17 protein-coding genes and 2 pseudogenes are annotated in these 25,077 nt (G+C 72.8%); 7 read left to right on the top strand and 12 right to left on the bottom strand.

The features are described 5' to 3' along the window. Nucleotides 1-1,253: 1,253 nt before the first annotated feature. On the top strand, nucleotides 1,254-1,736 hold the full coding sequence (locus RZ84_RS28255) for a DUF456 domain-containing protein (RefSeq protein WP_198540062.1): 483 nt from the start codon (nucleotides 1,254-1,256) through the stop codon (nucleotides 1,734-1,736). 94 nt (nucleotides 1,737-1,830) lie between these two features. On the opposite strand, the pseudogene RZ84_RS41840 reads toward RZ84_RS28255, so the two are convergent. The 5 genes and pseudogenes from RZ84_RS41840 to RZ84_RS28235 all read right to left on the bottom strand — a co-directional run. After that, nucleotides 1,831-2,401 (bottom strand): annotated as a pseudogene (locus RZ84_RS41840) (AlkA N-terminal domain-containing protein); the annotation flags it as partial. 383 nt (nucleotides 2,402-2,784) lie between these two features. Beyond that, nucleotides 2,785-3,930: a ribosome small subunit-dependent GTPase A gene (gene rsgA / locus RZ84_RS28250; RefSeq protein WP_043266911.1), complete on the bottom strand. Its 1,146-nt coding sequence runs from the start codon at nucleotides 3,928-3,930 to the stop codon at nucleotides 2,785-2,787. A 721-nt stretch (nucleotides 3,931-4,651) separates the two neighbouring features. Further along, on the bottom strand, nucleotides 4,652-5,086 hold the full coding sequence (locus tag RZ84_RS28245) for a hypothetical protein (protein ID WP_043266909.1): 435 nt from the start codon (nucleotides 5,084-5,086) through the stop codon (nucleotides 4,652-4,654). Nucleotides 5,087-5,399: 313 nt separating this feature from the next. Beyond that, complete coding sequence (locus RZ84_RS28240) at nucleotides 5,400-6,089, bottom strand: response regulator transcription factor (RefSeq protein ID WP_043266907.1); 690 nt, start codon at nucleotides 6,087-6,089, stop codon at nucleotides 5,400-5,402. A 99-nt stretch (nucleotides 6,090-6,188) separates the two neighbouring features. After that, nucleotides 6,189-6,590, bottom strand: a complete 402-nt coding sequence (locus tag RZ84_RS28235) for an ArsR/SmtB family transcription factor (RefSeq protein WP_241777891.1) — start codon at nucleotides 6,588-6,590, stop codon at nucleotides 6,189-6,191. Between the two features lie 136 nt (nucleotides 6,591-6,726). On the opposite strand from RZ84_RS28235, the pseudogene RZ84_RS28230 reads away from it, so the two are divergent. Further along, a pseudogene (locus RZ84_RS28230) lies at nucleotides 6,727-7,274 on the top strand (cation diffusion facilitator family transporter); the annotation flags it as partial. A 110-nt stretch (nucleotides 7,275-7,384) separates the two neighbouring features. On the opposite strand, the gene RZ84_RS28225 reads toward RZ84_RS28230, so the two are convergent. Both RZ84_RS28225 and RZ84_RS28220 read right to left on the bottom strand, forming a co-directional pair. After that, complete coding sequence (locus tag RZ84_RS28225; RefSeq protein WP_043266904.1) at nucleotides 7,385-8,692, bottom strand: cysteine desulfurase; 1,308 nt, start codon at nucleotides 8,690-8,692, stop codon at nucleotides 7,385-7,387. After that, on the bottom strand, nucleotides 8,679-10,061 hold the full coding sequence (locus tag RZ84_RS28220; protein WP_043266901.1) for a family 2B encapsulin nanocompartment shell protein: 1,383 nt from the start codon (nucleotides 10,059-10,061) through the stop codon (nucleotides 8,679-8,681). The genes RZ84_RS28225 and RZ84_RS28220 overlap by 14 nt, the downstream gene beginning before the upstream one ends. Nucleotides 10,062-10,472: 411 nt before the next feature. On the opposite strand from RZ84_RS28220, the gene RZ84_RS28215 reads away from it, so the two are divergent. Continuing rightward, nucleotides 10,473-13,277, top strand: a complete 2,805-nt coding sequence (locus tag RZ84_RS28215) for a SpoIIE family protein phosphatase (RefSeq protein ID WP_052230196.1) — start codon at nucleotides 10,473-10,475, stop codon at nucleotides 13,275-13,277. A 22-nt stretch (nucleotides 13,278-13,299) separates the two neighbouring features. Here RZ84_RS28215 and RZ84_RS41835 read toward each other — a convergent pair whose 3' ends face one another. Beyond that, a complete protein-coding gene (locus RZ84_RS41835; RefSeq protein ID WP_241777890.1) occupies nucleotides 13,300-13,761 on the bottom strand; it encodes a DUF4118 domain-containing protein in 462 nt (153 codons plus the stop codon). A gap of 272 nt (nucleotides 13,762-14,033) precedes the next feature. Between RZ84_RS41835 and RZ84_RS28205 the strand changes: the two genes are divergently transcribed. After that, nucleotides 14,034-16,157, top strand: a complete 2,124-nt coding sequence (locus tag RZ84_RS28205; protein ID WP_241777889.1) for an APC family permease — start codon at nucleotides 14,034-14,036, stop codon at nucleotides 16,155-16,157. Here the strand turns inward: RZ84_RS28205 and RZ84_RS28200 are convergent. The 3 genes from RZ84_RS28200 to RZ84_RS28190 all read right to left on the bottom strand — a co-directional run bounded on the left by RZ84_RS28200 (nucleotide 16,108) and on the right by RZ84_RS28190 (nucleotide 20,133). After that, nucleotides 16,108-16,329, bottom strand: a complete 222-nt coding sequence (locus RZ84_RS28200; protein WP_043266899.1) for a hypothetical protein — start codon at nucleotides 16,327-16,329, stop codon at nucleotides 16,108-16,110. The genes RZ84_RS28205 and RZ84_RS28200 overlap by 50 nt on opposite strands. Nucleotides 16,330-16,546: 217 nt before the next feature. Next, nucleotides 16,547-17,767 (bottom strand): acyltransferase family protein, encoded by a 1,221-nt coding sequence (locus tag RZ84_RS28195; protein WP_241777888.1) that lies wholly within the window; start codon nucleotides 17,765-17,767, stop codon nucleotides 16,547-16,549. Further along, a complete protein-coding gene (locus RZ84_RS28190) occupies nucleotides 17,764-20,133 on the bottom strand; it encodes a glycosyltransferase (protein ID WP_043266895.1) in 2,370 nt (789 codons plus the stop codon). The genes RZ84_RS28195 and RZ84_RS28190 overlap by 4 nt, the downstream gene beginning before the upstream one ends. Nucleotides 20,134-20,853: 720 nt before the next feature. Between RZ84_RS28190 and RZ84_RS28185 the strand changes: the two genes are divergently transcribed. Continuing rightward, the gene (locus tag RZ84_RS28185; protein ID WP_241777887.1) at nucleotides 20,854-21,573 is read left to right on the top strand and encodes a transcriptional regulator; all 720 of its coding nucleotides are present in this window, start codon (nucleotides 20,854-20,856) and stop codon (nucleotides 21,571-21,573) included. Between the two features lie 69 nt (nucleotides 21,574-21,642). Here RZ84_RS28185 and RZ84_RS28180 read toward each other — a convergent pair whose 3' ends face one another. Next, on the bottom strand, nucleotides 21,643-23,085 hold the full coding sequence (locus RZ84_RS28180; protein ID WP_043266893.1) for a nucleobase:cation symporter-2 family protein: 1,443 nt from the start codon (nucleotides 23,083-23,085) through the stop codon (nucleotides 21,643-21,645). Nucleotides 23,086-23,340: 255 nt separating this feature from the next. On the opposite strand from RZ84_RS28180, the gene RZ84_RS28175 reads away from it, so the two are divergent. Both RZ84_RS28175 and RZ84_RS28170 read left to right on the top strand, forming a co-directional pair. Continuing rightward, nucleotides 23,341-23,535, top strand: coding sequence for a hypothetical protein (locus RZ84_RS28175; RefSeq protein ID WP_043266891.1), 195 nt, complete (start codon nucleotides 23,341-23,343; stop codon nucleotides 23,533-23,535). Further along, nucleotides 23,532-24,266, top strand: coding sequence for a hypothetical protein (locus tag RZ84_RS28170; protein WP_078894282.1), 735 nt, complete (start codon nucleotides 23,532-23,534; stop codon nucleotides 24,264-24,266). The genes RZ84_RS28175 and RZ84_RS28170 overlap by 4 nt, the downstream gene beginning before the upstream one ends. The last annotated feature ends 811 nt before the right edge of the window (nucleotides 24,267-25,077 follow it).

Here is a 25,077-nt window from a genome sequence, read left to right as displayed (position 1 = left end):
GTGGGAAGGGGGGCTTCGGTGGGGAGGGCGGCCTCGATGGGGATGGTGGTTGGGGGTCGGCGGGGGTGCCGTCCCGGGCCGGGGTGCTGGGGCGGCCTATGGGCGCGAGCGCGGAAGGGCGCGGCCCCGGACCGGTGGCCCGGAGCGGGATGGGCGGCGACGGCGGGGGTGGCGGCGGTGGCGCCGGCCGTCGCTTGGGCAGCTCCCACTGCTTCGGCTCCCAGGGAGTCGGCTCCCATCGCCGAGGTTCGAAGGGCTTGGGCTCGAACCGCCGGGCATCAAACGGCTGGGGGCTGGGTCGCTGGGGGCCGGACCGCTGGGGGCCGGGTCGCTGGCGGTCGGGCCGCTGGGCATCGGCTCCCTGGTCACCTGCCCCCTGGGGGTCAAGGCGCCGGGAATCACCGGGCTTTGGCGCAGTGGGGGGCGAGGGCGGGGACGGGGGCGAGGGTGGCGACGGGGATGCCGCGCCGGCCGGAGGCCGCGGTGCCACGCGGGAATCCGGCACACCCTGAACGTCCGGTACGCCGGGCGTCATGGGCGCATCGGGCGTCATGGGCACATCGGGTGCCGTGGGCACATCGGGTGCCGCGGACGGGTCCGGGGCAGCCGGGGGCCGCGCCCGCTCCCGTCCCGCGAGTGCACGGAGTGCCGAGGCGACCCGTTCGTCCAGTGTGTCCGGAGCGTCCGACGGGCCGGCGTCCGGCACGGTGCCGCTTCTGCCCTTGCCGCCGTCAGCTGCCTCCCCGGCGCCGGCGCCGTCACCGTCGCCGTACAACTCGCGCCACCACCAGTCGTCCCGCCTGCCGTGCCCTGCCCCCTGCCGGTTCATGGACCGCATTGTCCTTGGATGTACGCCCTTGAGACAGGGCGCGAAATGGGCATTCTGCTGGCGCTCCCACCATGTCCGTACGAGTGGCGCACGAACACCCAAGTCACCTACGGGCAATGCCGGTTGAAGCGCGTCCGGCAAACCGTGTGCGCGCCGGTGGCGCCGTCGGCACCGGCGCGCGCCCGGCGCACCGTCCCCCGTCCCCCGTGTGCCGGCAAGCGCGTCCCGCCCGCGTCCGGCAGGCTTGGGCCATGTGGGCCGTCAGGAAGGCCGAGAGAGGGCTCAGCGTGCGAGCCGACGCCGGTCGCGCGCCGCTCGGGGCGCGTACCGCCACCGGCGGCGCCGGCCGTACCCCCGCACGGCCCGCAGCCCACCCCGCGCACGCCCCCGCCGCGCAGACCCCCGCCACCCCCAGGGCCGTCGCATGAGTGTGTGGCAGCTGGTCGCCGTCGGGCTCGTCATGCTGCTCGGGGTACTCGGGGTGCTGGTTCCGGGCATTCCGGGGCCGCTCATCGTGTGGGCCGGTCTGCTGTGGTGGGCGACGACCGAGCGGGCCTCGTCGGCCTGGGCGGTACTGATGGCCGCCACCGCCGTACTGCTCCTCAACCAGGTACTCACCTGGCTGCTTCCGGCCCGCAGTCTGCGCGACGCGGGCGCGCCGTACCGCACGCTGTTCCTCGCGGGCATGGCCGGAATCGCGGGCTTCTTCCTGATCCCGGTCATCGGCGTCCTGCTCGGCTCCGTCGGCGGGCTGTACGCCCTCGAACGCATCCGCCTCGGCAGCCACGGCGACGCCCGCGCCTCCACCCGTACGGCGATGCGCGCCATCGGGTTGAGCGTGCTGGTCGAGCTGTTCGCCTGCCTGGTGGTCATGGGTGCCTGGCTGGGGGCACTGATCGCCGGCTGAGCGACGACCGGGCGGGCGGGCTCGGCCACCACATCCCGCCGGCCCGCGCTCCACTCACTCACCTCACCCCTCAGGACGCCCCTCACCCCGCCCCTCAGGCCGCCTCCCTCGCCGGGTCGGCCGGTGCTCCGCCGCCCATGTCCCCCTCGGGCAGCGGCCCCGCCCGCCACAGATGGTGCAGGGCGTACCCGCCCCACGGCCGCCATGCCCCCGGTGCCCACTCCGCCCCCTCTGCGCCTGCTCCACCGACTCGGAGCCCGCTCCGCCGCCTCGGGGCCCGCTCCGTCCACCTCGCGGGCGGGCCGGCCGGCACCGTCCGTACGGCCAGTTCCGCCGGGTCGGCGGCGCCCGGCGGACGCAGCCCCGGGCGCTCGGTGGCCGGCGCGGCGAGCAGCGGATCCGCGCCCAGCCGCTCGGCGACGGCGTACGGATGGCGTCCGGGTCGAGTCGAAGAGCCGGCGCAGCCGCTGCACGGCCGTCGGCAGATCCCGCAGATCGGTCGGCCGCGGTCGGCCGTCCAGCCGGCCGCCGGTCCCCCGCGCCGCCGGGCACACCAGCCCCGCCGGCGGCCGGCTACGCCCAGTCGGCCCGGCCTGCCCGCCCGGCTCGTCGACCTCGGCGATGCCGATGCCGTAAGGGAGCCGCCCCGTGCGGCGGGAGGTGCGGCGGCAGCTGCGGCGGTGGAGACGGGATGCCTCCGCTGCCCCCGGGGCTCGCCCACCGGCCGGATCTCCCATTCCTCCTCGACGCCCGGCCCCGCCCGCGTCTCCAGGAACAGGAAGACGAAGATCCCGGTGGCGGCGTACGGCCCCCGATATGCCGGCCGCAGCGGAATCCCACCGGGTACGGCACCGCCGGCCCCCGCAGGGTGATCGGCGGCGCCGTCCGGCCGCCCGGTCCCCGGACCACCGCGCGTGCGCGGACCGTCCACGCCCCCACCGGCGGAAATCGGACGCAGCGCCCGGCCCCGCACGCGCCACGGAACGGGACCGGGCACGGACCGAACCCGAACGAACCGGACCAGGCACAGCCCCGGCCCCTGCTGGCTCTACCTCCCCCTCTTCCGCTCCATCATGTGCCGCCCCAGCGCCTGCCGCTGCTTCCATTCACGTCGGCGCTCCGCCCTCAGTCGGGCGTCCGTCTTCGCGACGATCCACTGGTTCTCGCGCTGGAGCTTGCGGTAGCTCTCCATCCGGCGCTCCGTCAACTCACCGTCTACGACGGCTTCCTGCACCGCGCAGCCGGGCTCCGCCCCGTGCGCGCAGTCGGCGAAGCGGCACCGCTCAGCCAGTTCCTCCACCTCCGCGAACGTCCGGGCCAGACCGCTCTCCGCGTCCCACATCCCGACGCCGCGCAGGCCCGGCGTATCGATGAGCACCCCGCCGCCGGGCAGTACCAGCAGATCCCGGGTCGTGGTGGTGTGCCGCCCCTTGCCGTCCCGGTCGCGGATCGCCTGCACATCCTGTACGTACGCGCCGATCAGCGCATTGGCCAGGGTCGACTTCCCGGCTCCGGAACGCCCCAGCAGTACGGACGTGCCGCCGGCGAGCACGGCACCCAGCACGTCCATTCCGTCCCCGGTCGCCGCGCTGACCGCCAGCACCTGCACTCCGGGCGCCGCGCCCTCCGTATCCGCGACGAGATGGCCGACCCCGGCCTGGTCCCCCACCAGGTCCGCCTTGGTCAGCACGACCAGCGGCTGCGCCCCGCTCTCCCACGCCAGGGACACGAAGCGTTCGATACGCCCGAGGTCCAGCGCGTCGGCGAGGGACACCGCGATCACCGCGTGCTCGACGTTCGCGGCGAGGATCTGCCCCTCCGAACGCTTCGACGAGGCGGACCGGGTGAACGCGGTACGGCGCGGCAGCAACGCCCGTACCACGCCGTCGAGATGGTCGCCGACCCGTCCGTTCGCCAAGTCGATCACGGCCCAGTCGCCGGTGCACGGGACCCTCATGGGATCGCCGGTCGCCACCAACGCGGTGTCCGCCAACACCGTACGGACGCCGTCGCCGTCGCCGTCGCCGTTACCGTCGCCGTCGGGCACCACGGCGTCCACCCGTCCGCGATCGACGCGGACGATACGGCCGGGCACGAACCCCTGCCCGGCGAAGGGGGTGAAACTCTCCGCGAAACCGTCGTCCCAGCCATAGGCGGACAGCGGCTGCGCAGCAGGAAGATCAGTGTCGAACAACGGGATGACCCTTCAAGGAGAAGCGGTCCCGGCAACGCGCGAAAACGCGCGCGGAAGAAGGAGTGACGTCGTGTCAGCCGGAGACCACGGGGGTGGGATCGATGAACTTCTGCAGGCGGGCAACGCCCATCGCAACGACAGTCATCAGTACGCACCTCCCGGAATGCTCAACAGCCGACGACGGCAGCCCAGGCCACCGTCAACAACATCGTCGAGCGTAGAGCAGCCCCCGGCAACCGCGCCAACCCTTTTCCCACGCCGCCCTGCCCAGCTCCGCTCCCCCGGCACCATCGCCTTGATCCACCGCCACCTCGCCCGTCACCAACACCGACCGGTAATGGCCAACCTCCATCACCGGTTCCGCCCTCGCACCCCCTGATCTGGCGCGGCCACCCGCTGATCAGCCACGAAGTCATCGATCCGGGAGCGGTCCACGGGCACCAGTCGCATGGACAGCCGTTTCCTACGCCGCAATGGAAATCGGCGCCCTCATGGCAGCGGTCAGGATGTCGACCACCCCACGGTGTCCACACTGGTGACCAATCTGGTCGAGCGCCTGGAGCACCTGATCGGGCTCGGATTCGACTACCTCAGCCTCGACCGCGCAGGAGCGCCGCCAGGGCGCGCCCCGGTGCGGAGGGGCGCCCCGGCGGCGCGGGGACGGACGGGATGGGGGTGAGTTGTGGAGGTGAGTTACGGACGGGGTGGTGGTGAGCCGACGTCAGTGCACGGTCACCGTGACGGTGGGCGAGACGGTCTTGCCGTGCGCCACCCGGAGCTTCTCCGTGCCCTTCTTGCTGAGCTTCACCTTGGTGCTGTAGTTGCCGCCGTGCTTGGTCTTGGTGCTGGCGTGCAGCGTGGTCCACTTGCCCTTGTTCAGGTGCTGCACGGTGAGCTTGGTGCCGGTCGGGATGTTCTTGGTCCGCCCGCTGAGAGTGACCGACTGGCCGGCCTTGATCGACTTGGCGCTCGCCTTGATGCTGATCGATTCCTTCTTCGGCTTCGCCGTGGTCGCGGTGATGGCGATGGCCGAGTGGTGGCCCGGTAGGGCGCTCGGTGCGGCGACCGCGGTGCCCGCGCCGCCGGCGAGGAGGGCGGCGCACGCGGCGCCGATGGCCGCGGTCCGCAGGCGGTATGACTTCTTGGTGCTCCCCATAGGAATTCACCTCACCTGGATTCCGGTTCCGGGGTGTTCTTGCCGTCAGTGTGCGGATCGGTCGGTGAGGCCACCGTGTACGGAAGATGTGAATGCTGACATGTGGGCCGCGCCGGCGAGTTGCGGCTCGGCCGTGAGGGCGGTCAGGGGGCGCGCAGTTCACGGCCCGCGTCGGTGACGAGGCGGCGTTCCTGCGTAAGGGCGCGGGCCGGCCGGGCCGCCGGGCGGAGTGCGCGGCCGGCCGGCCCGTACGCGCCGAGGGCGGCCGGCGCCACCCGAGGGCGGCCGGCGCCACGGCGCTGGCCGTCGCGCCTCAACCGCCGTTCACGGGGGCCGGGTCGAGCAGCCGGTAGCCGGCGCCACGGACCGTCTCCAGGTGGGAGACCGGGTCCCCCTGGTCGATCTTGCGCCGCAGATAGGCCACGTACTGATCGACGACGTTGGACACCCCGTCGCACGGGAACTCCCATACGTGTTCCAGGATCCGGGTCCGGGTCAGCACATCGCCGGGGTGCCGCAGGAACAGCTCCAGCAGCGCGAACTCCTTGGGCGACAGCCGAAGTTCCGTCTCGCCGCGCCAGGCCCGGCGGCTGGCCGGGTCCAGCCGCAGATCGCCGACGGACACCAGCGTCGGCCGTGCGTGTGCGCCGCGCCGCACCAGGGCCCGCAGCCGCGCGAACAGTTCGGCGAAGCTGAACGGCTTGGCCAGATAGTCGTCCGCCCCCGCGTCCAGCCCGCGCACCCGGTCGCTGACGGTGTTCCGGGCGCTGAGCACCAGCACCGGCGACCAGCAGCCGCCGGCCCGCAGCCGGCGGCACACCTCGAAGCCGTCGAAGCCCGGCAGCAGGACATCGAGGACGATCAGGTCGTACAGCACCTCGCCGGCCCGCCACACCGCCTCCGGGCCGTCCGCCGCCAGGTCGACGGCGTAGCCCTCCTCGGAGAGCCCGCGCCGCAGCAGCGCCGCCGTGCGGACCTCGTCGTCGACCACCAGGACGCGCATTCCTCCACGGTATGAGGTCGGCGCGGGTTCGACATGTGGAGCGCGGTGTCCTGGCCGCACCCGCCCCGGTGCCGGAACCGCACCGGGCGCGGTGCCGGGTCAGTCGTGCGGCGGGAGGTGACGGACCCGGTGGTCGGCGGCGCTGAGGGCCTCGTCCACCAGGCGCCGCAGATGCCCGTGCCGCAGGGCGTACACGGCCCGACGGCCGTCCTTGCGGGTGGTGACCAGCCCGGCCAGCCGGAGCCGGGCCAGGTGCTGGCTGACGGACGTACGCGAGGCGCCGCATGCCTCCGTCAGGGTGGTCACATCGGCCTCACCCGCGCCCAGCCGCCGCAGCAGGGCCAGCCGGGTGCGGTCGGCGAGCAGCCCCAGGATCTCCACGGCGACGGCGATGCGCTCCCCGTCGTCCGGCCCCTGCCCGTCGGACCCGTGCCCGACCGCGCTCCCTCCGTCCGACCGCTGCGAACCATGCGCATCCGATAGATGCATGCGTGCGGTCATACGCACATAATGAGGGGGCGAGCGCGCGGACACAAGCCCGCGCCCGGGACCTGGCGGGAAGGTGCGACGGCCTGTGAGTGAGCAAACCGCCCCCGGTACACCGCATGACGAGACCGAGACCGAGAACGTGAACGGGTACCGCATCCGCACCGGGCGGCGGATCGGCTCCGCCGCGCTGGTCGCGGACGGACCGCACGCCGTACCGACGGGTTCACGTCCCTCGCGGTGCTGCTGGGTGCGGGCGGCGCGGCGCTCGGCTGGCGGGCCGCCGACCCGGTCATCGGGCTGCTGATCACCGCCGCGATCCTGCTCGTCCTCAAGGACGCCGCCCGCGAGGTGGTCCGGCTGCTGATGGACTCGGTCGACCCGGCCCTGGTCGAGGCCGCGGAGACCGCGCTGCGGAACGTGCCCGGCGTACGGGACGTCGGCCAGCTGCGGATGCGCTGGATCGGGCATGCGCTGCGCGCCGAGGCCGATATCGTCATCGATCCGCAGCTGACCGTGGTCCGGGCCCACCGGCTGGCCGTGGCCGCCGAACACGCGCTGATCCACGGCGTACCGCGGCCGACCGCGGCCACCGTCCACGCCGACCACACGCGGGTGGACGAGGGCGCGGATCCGCACGCCGCCCTCGCCCACCATCACCGACGTTGCCACAAGCGCCGCCGCGCACACGGTCAGTAGCACAGACGGTAACTGACGGTCGATAACTGACGTTGCATCAAGTAGACGCTGCAGGCGGTGGGTTGACGAGTCCGGCTACCCCCGCCCGCAGCATCGCGGTTCGGTGCGCGTCAGGCGGCGGTCTGTACCAGCCGCCCCAGCGACGCGACGAGTTGGTCCACCTCCTCGGACGTGTTGTAGAGGGCGAGCGAGGCGCGGGCCGCGCTGTCCAGGCCGTAGTGGGCCAGGGCGGGCTGGGCGCAGTGGTGGCCGGCGCGGATGGCGATACCGTCGCGGTCCAGCCAGTCGGCGATCCCGGCCGGGTCGTGGCCGGCCAGGGTGAAGGTGAGGACGGCGATCCGGTCGGGGGCGGAGCCCAGCAGTTCCAGTCCGGGGACCGTCGCCAGGGCCTGCTGGGCGTACGCCAGCAGGCCGTTCTCGTACGCGGCGATGGCGTCCCGGTCGAAGGAGGTCAGCCAGTTCAGCGCGGCGAGCAGGCCGACCACACCGGAGATGTGCCCGGTGCCGGCCTCCAGGCGGTGCGGCATCGGCGCATAGGTGGTGCGGTCGAAGCCGACGGACTCGATCATGTTGCCGCCGCCCTGCCAGGGCGCCATGCTCTCCAGGACCTCCGGCTTGGCGTAGAGCGCGCCGATGCCCGTGGGGGCGAACAGCTTGTGGCCGGAGAACGCATAGAAGTCGGCGTCCAGGTCCTGCACGTCGACGGGGAAGTGGGCCACCGCCTGGGCTCCGTCGACCAGGACCTTGGCCCCGTAGCGGTGGGCGAGCGCGGTCATCTCCTTCACCGGCGGGACGCTGCCCAGGACGTTCGACGCCTGGCTGATGACGACGAGTTGGGTGCGCATGGAGAGCAGGTCGGCGTAGGCGCCGAAGTCGATCTGCCCGTCCGGGCGCAGCGGTACGGGCACCACCCGAGCCCGGGTCTCCTTGGCGACCAGCTGCCAGGGCACGATGTTGGAGTGGTGCTCCAGCACCGGTACCAGGATGTCGTCACCGGGGCCGAGGTGGGACCGGCCCCAGCTCTGGGCGACGAGGTTGATCGCCTCGGTGGTGCCGCGGACGAAGACGATCTCGTCCGGGGACGCCGCGCCCAGGAACCGGGCGACCGCCGCCCGGCCCGCCTCGTACGCCTCGGTGGCCTCGCGGGCCATGGTGTGCGCACCGCGGTGGATGTTGGAGTTGCCCGCCCCGTAGAAGCCGGCGACCGCCTCGATGACCTGGCGGGGCTTCTGGGTGGTGGCCCCGTTGTCGAGCCAGACCAGCGGCTTGCCGTTGACGGTCCGGTGCAGGATGGGGAAGTCCTGGCGGGCCAGCTCCGGCGAGAAGGCGGGCGGCGGGGTGAGCCGCGGGAACGGAACGGCCGTCGGCGACCGGCCGGCGGACGGCCGGCCGGCCCGCTCCAGGTCAGGCGTAGTCATGGTAGTTGTTCACCTCGACGTTCTGGAGGACGGCGAGGGCGTCCTCCACCAGCACCGCGGCGTTGAAGTAGGCGGTCATCAGGTACGAGGTGATGCCCTTCTGGTCCACGCCCATGTTCCGCATGGCCAGGCCGGGTTCGACCTCGTCCTCGACCTTCGACGGGCGCAGCCCCACCACGCCCTGCTCGGCCTCGCCGACCCGCATCAGCAGGATCTCGGTGGTGCCGAGGCCCGAGCCGCCGGAGAACCGCACCTTGTCGGAGGGCAGCAGCGGCACCCCGCGCCAGGTCAGCAGCGGGCTGCCGAAGCTGGTGTCGATCACCGGGGGCACGCCCCGGCGGGTACATTCCCGGCCGAACGCGGCGATGGCCCGCGGGTGGGCGAGGAAGTAGCCGGGCTGCTTCCACACCCGGGTCAGCAGCTCGTCCAGGTCGTCGGGGGTGGGGGAACCGTGGCGCGCCTGTACCCGCTGGCCCGGGGCGACGTTGTTGAAGAGGCCGAACTCGGGGTGGTTGAGGAGCGACGCCTCCTGCCGTTCGCGGAGCGCGTGCACGGTGAGGTTGGACTGGGCGCGGGTCTGGTCGATGGGGCCGTTGTAGAGGTCGGAGACCCGGGTGTGGATGCGCAGCACGGTCTGCGCGAGGGTCATGTGGTACTCGCGCGGCGCGTCCTCGTAGTCGACGAAGGTGGCCGGCAGGTCGGGTTCGCCGCTGTGCCCGGCGGACAGGTCCACCGGCACCTCGGCGCCGGGCAGTACGCCGTCCGCCGCGAGGTAGGCGTCGATCGCCGTGCGGATGCCGGCGTCGCGGTCGCGCAGCCGGGCGAGCGCGGCGCGGTCGAGGCAGAGCGCCACACCGGGGGTGAGCGCCTTGACCCGGTACGGCATGGGAGCGGAGCGGGTCCAGGAGTCGAGGTCGAAGAACTGGCCGTCGCCGATGACTTCGAGGAGGGCGTCCTCGCCGTAGCGGCCGTGCGCCCGCTTCTCGGCGCGGCCCTGGGCGATCACCATCAGACGGTCCGTCATCTCGCCGTCCTCGACGAGCATTTGCCCGGCCTCGAAGGGCACCTGGGTGAATGCGGCGGCGAGTTCGGTGAGCAGCTCGTCGTCGGCGGCCCGCAGGTAGGGGAGTTCGCGCAGATCGCCGGGGATGACCCGGATGTCGTCGCCTTCGGTGAAGGTGCTGATGCGGTCGTCGCCGACGACGTAGGTGCGGCGTCGGTTGACGCGGAAGACACCGGATTCGACGTCCACCCAGGGCAGCGCGCGCAGCAGGTAGCGCGGGGTGATACCGCGCATCTGCGGAGTGGTCTTGGTGGTGGTGGCGAGCTGCCGTGCCGCATCCGGGCCGAGACTCATCCGGTCGTTCACAGGGACCTCCTCGCAGGGTGAATGGGCATGCCGGCCGGCCGCGTACGGCCGGTGACACGCGGAATGACCGGATCGTCGTGCCCGGAATCGGGCGCCCGCAACGGGCCGTTGGCGGACCCGCGGCCGGAAACGCTCGATGCCGTGAATCCGTGATTCCGCATATGCGTGCGACTACCTTGCGTGCCACGCCCACTACCACGCGTGGAGGCGGCCGGGGCGGGTGATCCGAAGAGGTCACACACCGCTTACCGGCGGCCCGCCGGTTCCCACAAGCGACCAAATTTGCCCTCATAAAGGCACTTTGTTATTCCGAAAGGATTGCTTATGAGGCCGGCGCAGGTGATCGCGATACAGAGCACAGAATGCTAAATATGGCGCGTGAGGGAAAATTTCGGGCGAAAAGCTGACGCAATGCGCCGCGTTCGCTCGTTGCTGAGCGTGCACAGCGTCGCCGGCCAGGTGCTCGCGCTACAGCTCGGCCTCGTCGTGCTGCTGGTGGTGGCGGCCGGGGTCGCGCTCGTGTTGCAGGCGCGGGGGGCGAGCCTGGCGGAGGCCGAACAGCGCTCGGTCGTCGCCGCCCAGGCGTTCGCGCACGCCCCCGGCACCCGCGCCGCGATGCGGTCCGCCGACCCCGGCGCCGCGCTCCGCCCCAGGGCCGAGGAGGCCCGCAAGGAAGCCGGGCTCGACTACCTCGTCGCGTTCAGCCCGTCCGGTGTCCGCTGGACCCACCCCGACCCGAAGCTGATCGGCGGACGCGTCCCCGGCGACTACCGCAAGGCGCTGGCCGGCGAGCCGTACACCGCCACCTCGCACTCCGCCTCCGGCCGCGCCGTGGACACCACCGTCGCGGTCCAGGACTCCCACGGCTCGGTCGTCGGTCTGGTCGCCGCCGGCATCACGGTGCAGCGCACCGACGAATGGGCGCTCCAGCGGCTGCCGCTGCTGATCGGGGCGGCCGCCGGTGCGCTGGTCGTCGGCACGGCCGGGGCGGCGCTGGTGAGCCGGCGGCTGCGCCGTCAGACCCGCGGACTCGACCCGGCCGAGATGACGCGGATGTACGACCACCACGACGCCGTGCTGCACGCCGTACGCGAAGGCGTCCTCATCATCGGGAGCGACGGCCGGCTGCTGCTCGCCAACGACGAGGCGCGGCGGCTGCTCGGCCTGCCCGACGACGCCGAACACCGCCCGGTCACCGAACTGGGCCTGGAGCCCGGCACCGCCGCCCTGCTCGCCTCCGGACGGCCGGCCACCGACGAGGTGCACCCCGCGGGCGGCCGGCTGCTGGCGGTGAACATCCGCCCCACCGCCCCGCACGGCGGCCCCGCCGGCACCGCCGTCACCCTCCGGGACACCACCGAACTCCAGGCGCTCACCGGCAGGGCGGAGGTGGCCCAGGGACGCCTCAAGCTGCTGTACGACGCCGGGATGCGGATCGGCAGCACCCTGGACGTGGCCCGGACCGCGGAGGAACTCGCCGATGTCGCGGTCCCGCGGTTCGCCGACCTGGTCTCCGTCGAGCTGCTGGAGCAGGTGCTGCGCGGCGACGAGCCGGGCGGGGAGCACGGCCCGATGCGCCGGCTGGCGGTCATCGGCGTGCCCGAGGACTCGGCGATCTACCGGGTCGGCGAGCAGATCCGGTACGCGCCCGGCGCCCTGCTCACCGTGAGCCTCGCCGACAGCCGCCCGGTCCTCGTCCGCGACCTGCACGCCTCACAGGACTGGCGCGCCCAGGACCCGGTCGGCACCCAGCGCGTGCTGGACAACGGCATCCGCTCGCTGCTCGCCGTACCGCTGCGCGCCCGCGGCGTGGTCCTGGGCCTGGTCAACTTCTGGCGCGCCGAGACCTCCGACGTCTTCGAGGAGGAGGACCTGTCCTTCGCCGAGGAGCTGGCCACCCGTGCCGCGGTCTCCATCGACAACGCCCGCCGCTTCACCCGCGAGCACGCCACCACCATCACCCTCCAGCGCAGCCTGCTCCCCCAGGCCCTCCCCGCGCAGACGGCCCTGGAGGTCGCGCACCGGTACCGGCCCGCCCAGGCGGGCGTCGGCGGTGACTGGTTCGACCTCATCCCGCTCCCCGGCGCCCGGGTCGCCCTCGTCGTCGGCGATGTCGTCGGCCACGGTCTGCACGCCGCCGCCACCATGGGTCGGCTGCGCACCGCCGTCCTCAACTTCTCCGCCCTGGACCTCCCGCCCGACGAACTCCTGGGCCACCTGGACGAGTTGGTCAGCCACATCGACACGGACGAGGCGCGGGAGGGCGCCGTGCGGTCCGCGGCCGACGTCCCGCCCCCCGAGGGCGAGCGGTCCGCGGACCGGCCCGCCGGGGCGGACGGGGCGCCGGCCGGCGACCGCAGCGCCGGAATCACCGGCGCGACCTGCCTCTACGCCATCTACGACCCGGTCGACGGCCGCACCACCCTCGCCAGGGCGGGCCACCCCGGCCCCGCCCTGGTCCTCCCCGACGGCACCGTCTCCTTCCCCGACGTGCCGGTCTCCCCGCCGCTCGGCCTCGGCGGCAGCATGCCCGTCGAAACCGCCGAACTGACGCTGCCCGAAGGCTCCCGGCTGGTCCTCTACACCAACGGACTCGTCGAGGACCGCGACCGGGACATCGACACCGGCCTGGACCTGCTGCGCACCACCCTGGCCGGCGCACCGGACCGCACACCGGAGCAGACCTGCACCGCCGTCCTGGACGCCATGCTCCCCGCGCGCCCGAGCGACGACATCGCCCTGCTGGTGGCCCGTACCCGGCTGCTGGACCCGGACCGGATCGCCGAATGGCACGTCCCCTCCGACCCGGCCGCCGTCGGCACCGTCCGCTCCGCCTGCATGAGCACCCTGGAGACCTGGGGACTGGACGAGATCGGCTTCACCACCGAACTGATCCTCAGCGAACTGATCACCAACGCCATCCGCTACGGCGCCCAGCCCATCCGCGTCCGGCTGCTCCGCGACCGCGCCCTGATCTGCGAGGTCTCCGACGGCACCAGCGCCTCCCCGCACCTGCGCCGCGCCGCCACCACCGACGAGGGCGGCCGGGGCCTGTTCCTGGTGGCTCAGTTCGCGCAGCGCTGGGGTACCCGCTACACCCCCGGCGGCAAGGTCATCTGGACCGAGCAGGCCCTGGACGAGGTACCCGGCCCGGCCGCCCCGGAGGGCGACCGGATCGACGCCCTCCTCGACCAGTGGGACGACTCCGCAGGGTGAACCCGGGGCGCCGGGCCGCCCGTTACGTTCCCCGCCGCGCGGTACGCCGCCGGACCGCCCGGACGACCGCAGCGCAGCCCGCGCCCGCCAGGCCGGCACCGGCCAGGACGCAGAGGCTGGTCCGGTCCGCCTGCTGCCAGGCCAGCTCCGCGCGCTGGTGCACCACGAAGCCGTCGAAGAACATCCAGGAGACCAGGACGACGGCGGGGACCAGGAGCGGCCGGGCCGGGGCGGCGACGGCGAAGGTCAGCAGGGCGAAGACCGCCAGCGAGAAGGAGAGGTGCGCGGCCTGGCCGGTCACCAGCAGGGCGGTCACCAGCATCGCCGTCACGGCCGCGCCGACCGGCAGTGCGAGGTCGCGCCCGAGGTCGGGGGCGGGCGGCGGGCGGCGGGCCACCGCGCGCCGCACGGCCGCGGCACGCGCCGCGGCGGGGCGGCGCCCGGCGACGGAGCGCGTGGTGACTGCGTGATGGGTGGTGGCCATGGGGCACCTCCTGCGCGGACCCGGTCGCCGCGGCTCCGGGGCCGGGCGGGCCGGGGACCTCCGGAGCGCGCGGGTCCCCGGGGGCGGGGACCCGGTGCCAGGTTGCGCCGGTGAGTGCGGTGCGGAGCGCTCGGGTGGGGACTTTAACGGGGCGGGTACGGGAAGCGGATGTTTCCTGATGCGCCCCTGACGCGAAGGGCCGAGGGGGGTGTGTTGCATACTCGCTCCTCGTTGCCAAATCCGACGAACGACGATCGGCAGGACGTGCCCGCATGACCGGTATACAGGTGGACCCCACTCCGCCCCCGGTGGACCAGACTCCGCCCCCCACCCCCGCCTCGCCGAGGTGGCGGTCCTGGCTGCTGGACGGGCTGAGCGAGCAGAGCGCCCGGCACCCCGGGCCGCACGGCACGCCGCCGGCAGAACACAAGGGGCACTCGTGGTGGCGCGTGATGTGCCTGACGGGTGTGGACTACTTCTCGACGCTGGGCTATCAGCCCGGTATCGCGGCGCTGGCGGCGGGACTGCTGTCGCCGTTCGCGACGCTGGTGCTGATCGCGCTGACGCTGCTGGGTGCGCTGCCGGTCTACCGGCGGGTGGCCAAGGAGAGCCCGCACGGCGAGGGTTCGATCGCGATGCTGGAGCGGCTGCTGCCCTGGTGGGCCGGGAAGCTGCTGGTGCTGGTGCTGCTGGGCTTCGCGGCGACCGACTTCCTCATCACGATGACGCTGTCGGCGGCGGACGCCTCCGCCCATGTCGTGGAGAACCCGTTCGCCCCGGCGATGCTGCACGGCGCGAACCTCTGGATCACGCTGCTGCTGCTCGCCGCCCTGGGCGCGGTGTTCCTCAAGGGGTTCCGCGAGGCCATCGGGATCGCCGTGGCGCTGGTCGGCGTCTACCTGGTGCTCAATGTCGTCGTGCTGGCCACGTCGGCGTGGCAGGTGCTGTCCAAGCCGGTGGCGATCGGCAACTGGTGGGACGCGATGACGGCCCAGCACTCCTCTCCGCTGGCGATCGTCGGCGTGGCGCTGCTGGTCTTCCCGAAGCTGGCGCTGGGCATGTCCGGTTTCGAGACGGGTGTGGCGGTGATGCCGCAGATCGACGGCGATGCCGGTGACGACCCGGCGAAGCCGGCCGGGCGGATCCGGGACACCCGGCGGCTGCTGACCACCGCGGCGCTGATCATGAGCGGCTTCCTGCTGCTGTCGAGCCTGGCGACCACCATCCTGATCCCGCAGAAGGAGTTCGCGGCCGGCGGCGCGGCCAACGGGCGCGCGCTGGCGTACCTGGCGCACCAGCACCTCGGCGAGGCGTTCGGCACCGTCTACGACATCTCGACCATCGCCATCCTGTGGTTCGCCGGGGCGTCGGCGATGGCCGGGCTGCTCAACCTCGTACCGCGCTATCTGCCGCGCTACGGCATGGCTCCCGAATGGACACGTGCGGTCCGCCCGTTGGTGCTGATCTTCATGGTGATCGCCTTCGCCATCACGGTGTTCTTCGACGCCAGCGTCGACGACCAGAGCGGCGCCTACGCGACCGGTGTGCTGGTGCTCATGCTGTCCGCCTCGTTCGCCTCGACGGTCGCCGCGCGGCACCGCCGGAACCGGAAGGCGACCATCGGGTTCGGTGCGATCACCCTGGTCTTCGGCTACACCACGGTCACCAACGTCATCGAGCGGCCGGACGGCCTGAAGATCGCGCTGCTGTTCATCCTCGGCATCCTGCTGACCTCGTTCGCGTCCCGTGTCCACCGCGCCTTCGAACTGCGCGCCGTGGAGGTCGCCTTCGACGAGACCGCCGCGCGGCTGATCGACGAGGCGATCGCGGCCGGACCGCTCCGGGTGATCGCCAACGAGCCCGACGACCGGGACGTGGCGGAGGACTACCGGGAGAAGGAGTACCGCCGGCGCGAGGAGACGCACATCCCCGACGGCGGCCCGGTGCTGTTCCTGGAGGTGGTCGTCAAGGACTCCTCCGACTTCACGACCGTGCTGGACGTGCACGGCGAGGAGCGGTCCGGCGCGCGGATCCTGCGGGTGGAGGGCGCGGTGGTGGCCAACACCATGGCCGCGGTGCTGATGCAGCTGCGGGAGCGCACCGGCCAGGTCCCGCACGCGTACTTCCACTGGACCGAGGGCCATCCGTTCAGCCATCTGCTGCGGTTCCTGGTCTTCGGCGACGGCGAGGTCGCCCCGGTCACCCGCGAGGTGCTGCGCCGCGCCGAGCCGGACCTGAGCCGGCGCCCGCGCGTGCACGTGGGCTGCCCCCCCCGCCCGGGGGGGGGAGGGGCGGTACCGACTGCCCGTCCGCCCGCCTCCGTTCCCCGCTCTCCCGGCCGCCGGATCAGTTCCGGCGGCCGGGAGCTTTCGCGCGGGAGTGGGACCAGCCGGTGAGCAGCACACCGACCGTGGTGAGCGCCGCGTAGACGGTGAGCAGGGCCGGGAACCCGGGGCCGAGGCCGCCCAGCAGCCCGGTGTCGCCGTGGTCGACGAGCAGGCGGATCACGCTCTGCGTGGCGAGGGCCGTCAGGACCGCGCCGGTGATCTGCAGGGCGTCGTACTTCATGGCGCTCCTCCGGGAGTCCGCGCACGGGGTGTGGGTGGGGTCGCGGCGGAGCCGGCCCGCGGGTCCGTCCGGCGGACGCCCGGCGGACGCTGGACTACCCGGCCGGGGACGATCTTCACCGACGGTCCCGCCGCGCCCGGGGACGCGTCCGGGAACGCGGACGGAGCCGAGGCCGGGGGCCGCCGTCCGTGGACGCCGGCCCCGGTGCCAACGGGCGTCAGCGGAGGGCGGGTTCGGGGTAGAACTCGCGGGGGCGTCCGCCGGCGTCCTTGAGGCGGCCGAGGAGTCCGGCCGGGTATTCGATGATCCAGTAGCTGACCGCGGCGGTGGGGAGGGCCGCGAGGAAGACGATCGGCATGGCCAGGGGGAAGCCGGACGGGCCGGCGGGCAGCAGTCCGGCGTTGTGGAGCAGCAGCATCACCGGCTCGTGCCAGATGAAGAGGCTGTAGCTGATCAGGCCGATGGGGGTGAGCCAACGCGCCGTCAGAAAGCGGTTCCAGAAGGTGCGTCGGCGGATGTGCAGGGTGCTGAAGAGGAGCAGCACCCACAGGGCGGAGGCGATGGGGTGGTAGTAGGTGAATGTGTTCCCCTCCGCGTCGGAGTACCGGGACAGGCAGAAGAGGCCGGCCAGGGCGAGCGCGGTGAGCGGCAGCGCGGTGCGCGGGGTGAGGCGGGCACGGTCGCCGAGGGCGGTCACCGCCACCGCCAGTGCCATCCCGGCCGCGAAGCCGCCGAAGCGGGCCTGCGGGCCGAAGTAGGCGACCCAGTCGGTGGGCGGGATGCCGAGCCCGTAGTGCGCGACGGTGATCCAGACGAGCGGCGCGGCGTACAGGAACAGGCAGCCGGCCGCGCAGACCGCGATCCGGCTGCCGCGCCGGCGCAGCGGCCGGCAGGCACGCACCGCGAGCGGGCCGAGGCCCACCAGGACGAAGTAGAAGAGGACTTCGAGTGAGAGGGACCAGGTGGGACCGAGGGTGTAGAAGATCCGCTCCTGGTCGAAGACGTGCGTGAACGTGAGGTGTTCGAGCAGGTCCTGCCAGTTGCCGGGCAGGTCGGGGTTGCGGGTGGCCCAGACCACCAGGACGGCGAGGAAGTACAGCGGCAGGATGCGGACCGCGCGCCGGAAGAGGAAGGCGCGGGCGGGCCGGGTGGAGCCGCCGTCGATGGCGGCGCGCGCGTACGACAGGGTCAGCAGGAACGCGGAGACCACGAAGAACAGGTCGATGACTTCGAGGGAGAGCACCGCGCCGAGGGCCGGGTTCTTCACCGGCGGGTGGCCGCCTGTGCCGTCGTAGACGAAGTACTCCTGCCAGACGTGGAAGGCGACGGTGCTGAGCGCGGCCAGTCCGCGGAAGCCGTCGAGGTCGCGGGTCCGGCGGCGGGGCGGGTCGGCCTCCCGGCCGGGCGGCCGGGCGGCAGGGGCGGTCGCGGTGGTCATCGGCGGGCCACCGCCTTGACCGCCGCGGCGCGCGGGGTGACCCGCCACTGCCGGTCGCCCAGGGCCTCCTTGAGGTGTGCCTGGCGGGCCACCATGTTCTTGAAGTGGCTGTAGAAGACGGTGGAGATGACGAAGTAGGCCCAGAACCACGGTGTGCGGGCGCGGAGTTCGGGGACCGCGAGCCGCCAGGCGAAGAGTGCCTGCACGGGACCGGCGGCGAGGGTGAAGAGCATGGCGAGGACGCAGACCGGCACCGTCCAGTGGAGCCGCTGGAGCCCGCCGGCCTTCCAGGCGGAGTACGCCAGGATCGGCAGGATCTGGAGGGTCAGCCAGGGCTGGACCTCGCGCCAGCCCAGCAGGACGAGCAGGCCCAGTTTCTGACGGACCGTGAAGACGGGCGAACGCAGGCCGCGCCAGAGGTGTTTGAGGGAGACCTGGAGCCAGCCCTGGGCCCAGCGCGAGCGCTGGTTCCACAGCGCCTTGAGGGTGGTGGGCGCCAGTTCACGGGAGATCAGGGTGCGGTCGACGGCGATACGGGCGCCCTCGTTCAGGGCCCGCATCGTGGAGTCGATGTCCTCGGTGAGCATCGAGCCGTGCATCCGGGTGCGGGCGAGCAGGTCGGTGCGCCAGAAGCGGTTGGAGCCGCCGAAGACGCCGAAGCCGTAGAGGCGGGTGCGGCCGGGGTGGCTGACGGCGTAGATGGCCTCGAACTCGACGGCGACGGTCTCGGCGACCCGGGAGCTCTCGCCGTTGCGGATGACGCAGTGGCCCTGGACGACGTCGTAGCCGTGGGAGAGCCAGTGCCAGGCGTCGCGGAAGGAGTGCCGGGCGGGGTGGTGGTCGGCGTCGAAGATGCCGACGAACTCGCCGCGGACGCGGGTGACCGCGGCGTTGATGTTCTGTGCCTTGGAGGTGCTGCCGGCGACCGGCATCAGGACCAGGCGCGGGTCGCGGGCGGCGATCTCGCGGAGGGTGTCCTCGACGGGCAGCGGGTGCGGGGTGTTGTAGGCGAGGACGACCTCCAGGTCGTTGGGGTAGTCCAGGCGCAGGAACGACTCGACGGTGTCGACGATGGTGGCGGCCTCGTTCGGCAGGTACGCGGCGATCACCGCACTGGCCGGCGGATAGGGCGCGCCGGGCCGTTCGGGCCGGGACGGGGCGTCGAGCGAGTAGAGGCATTCCAGGACGATCAGCAGCGCGGACAGCACCAGTCCGGCGACCACCACCCAGTACATGGCCGAGCCGAGGTCCCAGCCGGCCAGGTACGCCTGCTGGTAGAGGAGGAACGGCACGCCGATGCCGAGCAGCAGCGCGAGGACCGGCGAGAAGGCGGAGACCGCGGGGCGGATGAGGGTGCGCAGCGGGGGGCGCCGGTGCCGGTTGGGGGCGCCGCGCATCCACGGTGCGTACCGGACGGGCTGGAGGTCGCGGTGCCGGAGGGCTTCGCGTACCGCGTCCTGGGCCTGTTCGACGGAGGGGCCGCCGTCGGTGCACTCGCCGAGCGGCAGCCAGCCGATGGCGGGGGTGAGCCGGACGTTCTCGTCGGCGACGATGAAGCGGGTGCCGGCGACGGTGGCGGCGAACTTGCGCAGGCCGCGCAGTGCGGTCTCCTCGTCGACGCCGGGCAGCAGCATCAGCAGCCGGCCCTCGTCGTCCCGGCCGAGCCGGTCGCAGAAGCTGCCGAGTTGCTGGGCGACGCCGGCCAGCCGTTCGGCGATCTCGCGGCGGACCCGGGGGCCGAGCCGGGCTTCGAGGGTGTCGGTCTCGGCGACGCCGATGACGGCGAGCACGCCGCCGTGCCGGGCGGCGCCGGGGCGCCTCAGTTCGCGGTCGAGTTCGTCGACGAAGTGCGGCCGGGAGTACAGCCCGGTGCGCGGGTCGCGCAGCAGGTTCTCGACGGGGACCGGGACACGGCGGAGCTTGGCCTCGATGCGGGCGGAGAGTTCCACCGGGTCGGATGCCTCGGGTATGCAGTCGTCGGCACCCTGGCGGAGCATGTCGACGACGCCGGCCGGCTCCGGGGTGTCGGTGACCATGAGCAGCGGGAGCGCCCGTCCGGCGGGGACGGTGCGAACCTCGCGGATGACGTCGACGCCGGCGTGCCGGTCGCCGGGTTCGTCGAGGGCGACGATGGCGTCCGGGGGTGCCTGGCGGACGTGGGGGTCCACCTCACCGGGGGGCGCGTGGCTGACGTCGTGGCCGGTGGCGCGCAGGGTCCGGGTGAGGCGCTCCAGGCGCGGCCCTGGAGTGCCGACCACGAGGACGTGGCCGCCGGGTGGGGGTGTCCCGGGGGCGGGCCGGTCGTCCGTTGCGGGGAGCAGGGCCGTGGGTGAGCCCTGGGGGGTGGCTCGCTGCGAAGTGAGCACCTGGGGGTGTCCTTTCAGGCTGAAGTCCGGCGGTGTTCCGTCCGATGGCATGCGGAAGCCGGCGGTGGCCGTGGGGGTGCCCGGTGGCCGTACGCGGGCAGGGCGGCTCAACCGCCCGTCGGCGTGGGCGAGTTCCGGGTTTCCCGGCGGCCTTACGTGGGGGCCGGCGTGTCCGGGGTGCGCGTGGGGGCGCGCCCGGCGGCAATCAGGCGGCGTACGCGGGCATGATTGTCAGATGCATGACAGCGGGAACTGCGGCGGTCGCCCGTGGATCCGTCTTCTCTCCGCGGAACGGACGGTGGCGTACCGGCGCACGGCCGTTAAGGCAGGCTCCAGGTCTCGGACCGCGCGGACGCGGTCGAGTTCGTATCGCATAGGAAGGGTCCCATCCTGATCGGATTGTGGGGGGAGGACCGGATGTCAGGTGTACACCGACGGACTCTGCTCGGCAAGGCCCGTCGGCAAAGCCAGCCTCCGTGATCACTGTGACACCACACCTTCATCCACGTAACACCTTGATTACGTCCAGCAGTCGCGGCGACCCCGGAGTGCGCTACCAACCGGTAAGGGAGGGTGAATCGGCTATACCCGGTACGGGAGTTCTGAGCTGGAGATTCGTACGTCTCTCCCATCTGTTAATCTGCCCGCCCCTGGAGGTTCCTCCATCTCCCCTCCCCCGAAGCACCCTCTGCTCGCCGGGTGCAGCGAGGTGTCCCGTTCGTGTACAGCGTTCCGTTCTCTCCCGCACAGGCGCGATCCGCGCGGGCCCGGGTGGGCCTGACCACGGCTCAGGTCGCCCAGGCCATGTCGGCGTGCGGTGCGCCGGTACGCCCCGAGCTGGTCGAGGCATGGGAGTACGGCTCCCAGGGGCCCACCGAGCCGCAGCTGTTCGCACTGGCCGATGTGCTGTGGTGCCCGCCGGCCGTGCTGATGGGTGTGGAGCCGCGGACGCTGGCCGAGCACCGGATGGCGCGGCAGCTGAGCGCGGAGCGGCTGGCGCAGCTGATCGGGATGGATCCGGACGCGTACCGGTCGGCGGAGGCGGCCAACCGGTGGCACGGCGACTACCGGCAGACCAAGGCGCTGGTGGAGGCGCTGGGGTTGTCGCTGCGCAAGCTGATCGGAGTGATGGGCCGGGTCGACGAGTTGGCCGGGCATCTGCGGGCGGCCGTCGAGGGGCGCTGGAAGTCGCATGTCGGGCCGGTCTGCGAGATCACGACGCTGAACAAGACGCGGGTGGGCGATGCGCTGCGGGTGATGCACGGGGAGTTCGCGGCGTTCGCCGAGCGGTACATGGGGCATGTGGTGGCCCGTAACGCCGACGCCCGGCTCAAGGAGGTCGCGGCGGAGCGATCGGCATATCTGCGCCGACTGGTGGACCACTTCTGGGAGTTGATCGGGGAGGCGGGCGAGGCACCGCCGTTCCACTCGGTGCAGTGAGCGCACGGCCGACAGCGGGGAGGGGGCGGGTCGCTGCCCCGCCCCCTCCTCCCCGGGCAACTCCGGGTGTCAGTACGCGCCCTGGGGGTGCGGCGGCGGCTCGGCCGCCGCCGGCTCGTCGTCGTCCGCGAACTCGTCCCAGTCGATCTCCACCGACTTGCGGCGGGTGAGGACGTTGAAGAAGAGGTTGAGCACGATCGCGGTCAGTCCGCCGAGCGTGATGCCGCTGTCGAGGACCGCCCTGACCTCCTGGGGCATCCGGTCGAAGAACGGACCGACGGCGGTGGGCAGGAAGGCCGCGCCCAGACTGACGGCCAGGATCAGGGCGTTGCGCTCCTCTCGGAGGTCCACCTTGCCCAGGATCTGGATACCGACCGCGGCGACCATGCCGAACATGGAGAGCGCGGCGCCGCCGAGCACCGGGTGCGGGATCGCGGCGACCAGCGAGCCGGCCTTCGGCAGCAGCCCCAGCACGATCATGAAGCCGCCGGCCGCGACCACCACGAACCGGCTCATCACCTTGGACATCCGGACCAGGCCGATGTTCTCGGCGAAGGCCACGTAGGGAAAGGAGTTGAAGATTCCGCCGAGGACGGTGGCGACGCCGTCGGCGCGCAGGGCCCGGGCGACGGTGTCGTTGCTGACCGGCTTGCGGGTGATCTCGCCGATGGCGTAGACGTCGCCGGTGGTCTCCACCATCGTGATCAGCATGACAACGATCATCGCGAGGATCGGGAACGGTTCGAACTTGGGCAATCCGTAATGGAACGGGGTGCTGACGCCGAACCAGTCGGCGTGCCCCACCGCGCTGAAATCCGCATCACCGAGCAGCCAGGCGGCGGCGGTTCCGGCGACGAGTCCGAGAAGTACCGCGACGCTGCTGAGAATCGGCTTCCCGAGCCGGACGACGACGAGAATGAACAGCAGGGTACCGAGGGCGTATCCGAGGTTCTTGACGTCGCCGTATTCGGGCTTGCCCAGCAACTGGGCGCCGCCGGCCGCGTCCTGGAGGGCCTGGGGTATGAGGGTGAAGCCGATGATGGTGAGGATGGTGCCGATGACGACCGGCGGGAAATACTTCACCAACTTGCTGAAGAACGGGGCGAAAAGGAATGTCGCGATACCGGCCGTGATGACCGCGCCGTAGACGACCAGCAGTCCGGCGGTGCCACCGCCGGCGCCCAGTCCGATGGCGATCATCGGCGAGACCGCGGTGAAGGTGGCGCCCTGGACGAGCGGCAGCCGCGCGCCGATCCTCCAGATGCCGAACGCCTGGATGATCGAGGCGATTCCGCAGGTCAGCAGGTCCGCGTTGATCAGGTAGACGAGTTGGTCCCGGGACAGACCGATGGCGTTGCCGAGCAGGATCGGAACGATGACCGCCGCCGCGTAGAAGGCGAGGACGTGCTGGAAACCGTAGAGCGTGAGTTTGCCGAGCGGGAGCACCTCGTCGACGGGATGGGCTTCCGGGCCGGGGAATTGCTGGGGGGATTGTCGCGCGCGTCGTGCCATCTCTGCCTTGCCTTCATGAGGTAGGTGAATAAGAGGGAACAGCGGGCCCTGCATGACAGTGCCTGCATTGCGGTGCCCGGCGTTGCGTAGTGTGTCCCGTTTCGCCTGGACATCCTTCGATCAGCGGAGCAAAGTCCGGCATTTCCTTGGGATTTGCAGGTGCCGGCGCATCGGGGCGATCACCCTAGTTGACCTCCGCCGTTCCGCGCGAGTAGCCGGGGGCGGGCGCGCGGCAGCCGCCGTAAAATCTGGGATATGGCTGAGCGGCCGGATGCGCCCACCGCGCCCGAATTCGTCGTCGAATCCGACGGCGGCACCGTCGACCCGCACCGGTCGCAGCCGGGGCCGATCAGCTCGGACCCACCGTTCCGGCACGCGGCCGGCCCGTGGCCGCTGGATCTGCGGATGCCGGTGGTGCCACGTAGGCGCGCACCGAGGAGCCTCCTGTGACCTCGCCGGACTTCCTTCCCAGCCATGTCGTCCCGCCGGGCGGGCTGGCGACCTGGGCGGCGCCGGACGCCACCCGGCCGCTGGTGCCGCTCGATCCGCTGCTGCCCGTGCAGGTCGTCGAGCGGCGCGGCGACTGGGCGCTGGCGCTCTGCTCCAACGGCTGGTCGGCGTGGGTGGACGGGCGGCTGCTGCTGTCCGTGCCGCACGGCCCGCCGGCCGCCGGGCAGCCCGCCGCCCGCACCACGGACCCCCGGCCGCTGCTGGGCACCGTGGAGGACGCCCTTGCCCGCTACCGGCAGCTGGTGGACGAGCTGCTGACCGGGCGGCTGGACGAGGAGTCGTTCGGTGCGCGGACCCGGGGGACGCGGGTCGGGGTGGTGGTCGACGGCGACGCGGTGTGGCTCTACGACGCACGGCACGAGCGGTGGTGCTACTGCGACGGGGCGGCGCTCCGGACGTGCGTGGTGGCTCAGGCGCCCTCGGCGGATGCGGGCGAGCCCGGGGAGGCGGGTGGTGAGGGGAGCGCAGGGATGACAGCGGGGGCGGAGGTGGACGCGGGACGGGGTACGGGTGCGGGGCCGGCGCCGGCGCACGTCCCCTTCTGGCCGGAGGGAGAGCCCGAGCCGCCGCAGCAGCGGCCGGACGCCGGCTCCCCGGCCGACGCCGGCGGCTCCGCCGAGCCGGGCGGTCCGCCGCCCGAACCGCCGCGGCGTCCCGGCGACTTCCGGTGAACGGGCGGCCCGCGCGGCGGGACCACGCCACCCCCATCGCGACGCGCTACGTCCGGGGCAGCGATCTGCGGGCACCGCTGGACCGCGACGGAGGGCTGCCGCTGGAGACGCGGTACGGGGGTGCAGGAGCGGGCCCTGGATGCGGCTTCCCGGGGCGGGGGTGGCGTCCCGGCCACGGCAAGCACGGGGCCTCGGCCCCGCTTGCGCAGCACGCCGGGCAGCCGCACACAATGCACCCAATACGGACAAGTACGGCCGAAACGCCCGATTCCGGATGATCCGAAAGCGTCGGAAGAGGGCCCCGTGACCTCTCCACCGCCGCCGGAAGGCCGGCCGCCGGGGCGCCCGACCGGCCCCCCGTGCGGGGGCCACCGTCCGCGCCCCCGTCCGAGCCCCGCACGAACCGACCCGCCCCTGGCGGCAGCCGTAGCAGCCCACCACGCCGGGCGGGCCGGCTCCCCTCGCGCGGCCCCGGCGGCGGGGGCGACGGGGGGGCGGAGGCGGTGGCACGGGCGGCGGGGCCGGTGGCCGTCCGGCCAGGACACCCGGCCCCCTCCGACCCCCTCCGACCCCCTCCGACTCCCTCCGACCCCCTCCGGCCGCGTAGATACCGAACTGTGTCCTAATTAACCGATGCACCACACAACCTCCGAAGCAGACAAAACGTCTGGATATGCGGCGGATGCCACAGGCTCGGGCTCCGCCGCTCTCAGTTGTTCTGCTTTGGAGGGACCTTCGTGCACGCCGGAACACGTCGCCACACCGCCCGGTTGATACCCGCCCTGCTGGCGGCCGGGCTCCTGATGACCGC

The sequence above is a fragment of the Streptomyces sp. CT34 genome (genome assembly GCF_000805335.1).
Taxonomy (GTDB): Bacteria; Actinomycetota; Actinomycetes; order Streptomycetales; family Streptomycetaceae; genus Streptomyces.
The sequence above is the reverse complement of the archived record's forward strand: the minus strand, read 5'-3'. Positions and strand labels throughout refer to the sequence as shown.

What these genes read in the sequence shown, in the direction of transcription:
- RZ84_RS28255 (WP_198540062.1), top strand. Translation starts at nt 1,254, where the DNA reads ATGAGTGTGTGGCAGCTGGTCGCCGTCGGGCTCGTCATGCTGCTCGGG.
- RZ84_RS28245 (WP_043266909.1), bottom strand. Translation starts at nt 5,086, where the DNA reads ATGGGGAGCACCAAGAAGTCATACCGCCTGCGGACCGCGGCCATCGGC.
- RZ84_RS28240 (WP_043266907.1), bottom strand. Translation starts at nt 6,089, where the DNA reads ATGCGCGTCCTGGTGGTCGACGACGAGGTCCGCACGGCGGCGCTGCTG.
- RZ84_RS28235 (WP_241777891.1), bottom strand. Translation starts at nt 6,590, where the DNA reads ATGACCGCACGCATGCATCTATCGGATGCGCATGGTTCGCAGCGGTCG.
- RZ84_RS28225 (WP_043266904.1), bottom strand. Translation starts at nt 8,692, where the DNA reads ATGACTACGCCTGACCTGGAGCGGGCCGGCCGGCCGTCCGCCGGCCGG.
- RZ84_RS28215 (WP_052230196.1), top strand. Translation starts at nt 10,473, where the DNA reads ATGCGCCGCGTTCGCTCGTTGCTGAGCGTGCACAGCGTCGCCGGCCAG.
- RZ84_RS41835 (WP_241777890.1), bottom strand. Translation starts at nt 13,761, where the DNA reads ATGGCCACCACCCATCACGCAGTCACCACGCGCTCCGTCGCCGGGCGC.
- RZ84_RS28205 (WP_241777889.1), top strand. Translation starts at nt 14,034, where the DNA reads ATGACCGGTATACAGGTGGACCCCACTCCGCCCCCGGTGGACCAGACT.
- RZ84_RS28200 (WP_043266899.1), bottom strand. Translation starts at nt 16,329, where the DNA reads ATGAAGTACGACGCCCTGCAGATCACCGGCGCGGTCCTGACGGCCCTC.
- RZ84_RS28195 (WP_241777888.1), bottom strand. Translation starts at nt 17,767, where the DNA reads ATGACCACCGCGACCGCCCCTGCCGCCCGGCCGCCCGGCCGGGAGGCC.
- RZ84_RS28180 (WP_043266893.1), bottom strand. Translation starts at nt 23,085, where the DNA reads ATGGCACGACGCGCGCGACAATCCCCCCAGCAATTCCCCGGCCCGGAA.
- RZ84_RS28175 (WP_043266891.1), top strand. Translation starts at nt 23,341, where the DNA reads ATGGCTGAGCGGCCGGATGCGCCCACCGCGCCCGAATTCGTCGTCGAA.